Genomic DNA, 2,916 nt, shown 5'->3' on the forward strand with positions numbered 1-2,916 from the left:
GTTGTCCGGGATCGCCCAAGGCAGGGCCGCAGTCACGTCCTGGTAAATCCTGGCCGACTTAGCGAAGCCGCAAAACGCTTGCCGGGCGGCGGAGAGCGGATAGCCGTTATCAAATGCTCTTTGGCACGCGCGAAGGGCGGTGTCGTAAATCACCCCACGTCTTTCTGTGGGCCATTCGTAGAGAAACTCCAGGGCATCTTCGATGCCGGCAATTTCCTGAATAAGGCTCTTCCCGCTCTTCACGAAGACAGGGCTGTCGAATATCCGATCGTTCATGGGATCCTCCAAGTCGAATGAACAATTGAGGTTTCGATTCAGGCGAGGCCGTAAACGGCCAGCGCCCGACCGGGATATGGGTTTGTTGTTTTTGGTCGTCAAGACCCTGGAACAAGGCGAAAATTGACACCGATTGACAAGGATCTTGCTTCCAACCGTTGATCGATGCTGGTTGGTCCCAGCACTGCGTGCTTGCGCACGGCACCATTGCTCAGCGGAAACRTCGACTGTCAGTGTCGGTTCCCGCGACCGCCTCAGGAACGAGTCCCATGAGATGACGTTTCGTTTTTTTGATCGCGGTGGAAAGACCAATGAGAAGACAACACTGGTCGGGGAGGTTCTGATGTCGATGCCCGGTCTGGCATACGGTCCCCTGGGCGACCGGTGCATGCATATCTGCGTTGATATGCAACGCCTATTTGCCGAACCATCACAATGGGCGACGCCCTGGATCACCCGCGTCCTCCCGCACATCGAGAGGTTGGTCGAGCGGCGGGCGCCGGAGACGGTCTTCACGCGCTTCTTGCCCGCGCAGAAGCCAGGGCAGGGCGTGGGAACATGGAAGCGCTACTATGAGCGATGGGCGTCGATGACGGCCGACAATGTCGGTCCCGACATGATCGAACTGTTGCCGGCGTTGGCTGGCTATTGTCCGCCAGCTGCGGTCATAGACAAGTATATCTACTCGCCTTGGTTCGAAGGGCGCCTCAGATCTTTTCTAACGGAGCGTAAAATCGACACGTTGGTCATTACCGGCGGTGAGACCGATGTCTGCGTCCTAGCCACAGTGCTTGGAGCCATTGATTTCGGCTATCGCGTGGTTCTGGTCACAGACGCTCTGTGCAGTTCTTCGGATGCGACGCATGACGCGCTGCTCACCGTTTATCACCAAAGATTCGCGCAGCAGGTCGAGACGGTCGAGATGGAGACAGTACTTTCGAACTGGGTTTGAAGCGCCACCGATCCGAAACGCGGATTCATCAGGCGTTCAGGTCGATCAACACGGCTCCGATTTCGGAACGCTGGCGGCGGCGCAGCTGGCCGGGACTTCCTCGAACGTTACTTCCAGAGTCGATCGAACGATGCCTTCAGGCAAATGCCCGCCTCCGTATCGCCCAGCCCAACATCGCCAATCGCGCTCAGCACCTCGCACTTCATTGATCAAATTTCCGTTCGTTTTTCGGTTCTAGCTCGAAAAGCGCCGATGGCTGCCAATAAAGCTCGTCAACCTTCTGATCGGCCGCGAGCGGTCAACGGGCCGAATGCCTCTTCGCCGGGATCGAGCACGATGACGAACGTCCGTTGCTCCCCCGCTCTCGTTGAGCGCCAAGCTTTCATTGTTGTTTTCCAAGCGACAAGCGTCTCAATGGGCACGGTGCTCGGCATTCCGCTTACGCGTCGCCGCCGCTTTCTTGGCCGCCTCCGAACGGCTCGCGGCAGGGCGCGAGGCCGATGCCTTGCCGCCCTTCTCGCCACCCTTGTGGGCTGCCGGGTGGCCGGTGTCCTTGCCGCGCCCGGAGCCGCCAGCTTTCTTGCCGCCGCCATCATCCTTGTTGACAGTCGCCCATGCGCGCCGCTCGGCCTCCTTGTCGGAAACTCCACGCTTTTCGTAGCCTTCGGCGATGTGGTCGGCTTTGCGTTCCTGCTTGTCAGTGTATTTGGATTTGTCGCCTCGTGGCATGGCGCTTTCTCCTCTTTAGCAGGATTTGAACGTCATTGCTGGCGCTCAGGTTCCAGTGATGATCGCGGCTAATGCTTTGGCGAGCTAGCAGCAGGGCGATTTGGGCTAAATTGCCCCTCCTTGCAGGCTATTCATCGGGAGCCGTCGCGGGCGCCGTGTAGCGGCGCCGTACGGCATCGATAACGAGCTTGCGGCTCTCGACGGCTGAGAGTTTCTTATCCTTTTCCGTCTCTGCGGTTTCGCGAGCGAGATCCTTGTCGCGGATCTGATGACGGAACCATTGGGAGTAGTCGCTGGCGCGCAAATGAAACTCCCATGTCTTGTCGTCTATGCCTTCCGCGATCTGGGCGAAAATCATCAGATTGTGGGCTCTGAGGTTCATCGCATTGTCGGGGCCGTGGAAGTAGAAGCTGCCCGCCTCGTCGAGTTGCCCCTCGGCGTATTTGCGGCTGTGCCGTTTGAGGGATTGGCGCGGTTCGATCACCTTGACGGTGGTGATTTTCTTGCGTGCGTGCGGTCGCCAGAACAGCACCCGCGCTCCTTTCGGCGTTGGGATGTCTTTCGGTTGGTCGATGCCCGTCTCGTGGCAAAACGACTTCACCACATCCTTAGCCTGGGGACCGAGCGCGATAATGGCGGTCACCAGCCGCAGGGCATCGGTTGAGAGGGCCTCAGGGTGAACAGTGATCAGGATCGTGCCCGGCAACTCCAGTGACAGGACCGCGCGGGTGTCATCGCGTCGCTTGGGCAGAAGGTGGTGCGCTTCGTCAATGACGAGCCAATGCGGCCTGGCCGTGCGGCGGCGGAAATTGCTAAGACCGGGCAGCAGATCGGCAAAGAAATCCGGCCGCTCATCGACGCGCAATGCCAGTCCATTGATGGCGACATTGCTGTCCGCTTTCGGGATCAAATCCAGCACTTGCGCTTTCGTCGGCGGAGTCGAGCCATCTCCGAGCCGC

3 protein-coding genes and 1 pseudogene are annotated in these 2,916 nt (G+C 59.0%); 1 reads left to right on the forward strand and 3 read right to left on the reverse strand.

The window, feature by feature from the left end; genetic code table 11:
- A partial coding sequence (locus AC1DX0_RS33850; protein WP_477358704.1) for a DUF982 domain-containing protein occupies positions 1-276 on the reverse strand: 276 nt, incomplete at its 3' end.
- A gap of 343 nt (positions 277-619) precedes the next feature.
- On the opposite strand from AC1DX0_RS33850, the gene AC1DX0_RS33855 reads away from it, so the two are divergent.
- Entirely contained in the window at positions 620-1,228 is a 609-nt protein-coding gene (locus tag AC1DX0_RS33855; RefSeq protein ID WP_477223858.1) for a cysteine hydrolase family protein, read from the forward strand.
- 411 nt (positions 1,229-1,639) lie between these two features.
- On the opposite strand, the gene AC1DX0_RS33860 is transcribed toward AC1DX0_RS33855, so the two are convergent.
- Positions 1,640-1,957, reverse strand: coding sequence for a plasmid stabilization protein (locus AC1DX0_RS33860; RefSeq protein ID WP_477223803.1), 318 nt, complete (start codon positions 1,955-1,957; stop codon positions 1,640-1,642).
- 127 nt (positions 1,958-2,084) lie between these two features.
- Positions 2,085-2,916: pseudogene (locus AC1DX0_RS33865) on the reverse strand (phosphoglycolate phosphatase); the annotation flags it as partial.

The sequence above is a fragment of the Mesorhizobium sp. P3_A9 genome, assembly GCF_056402975.1.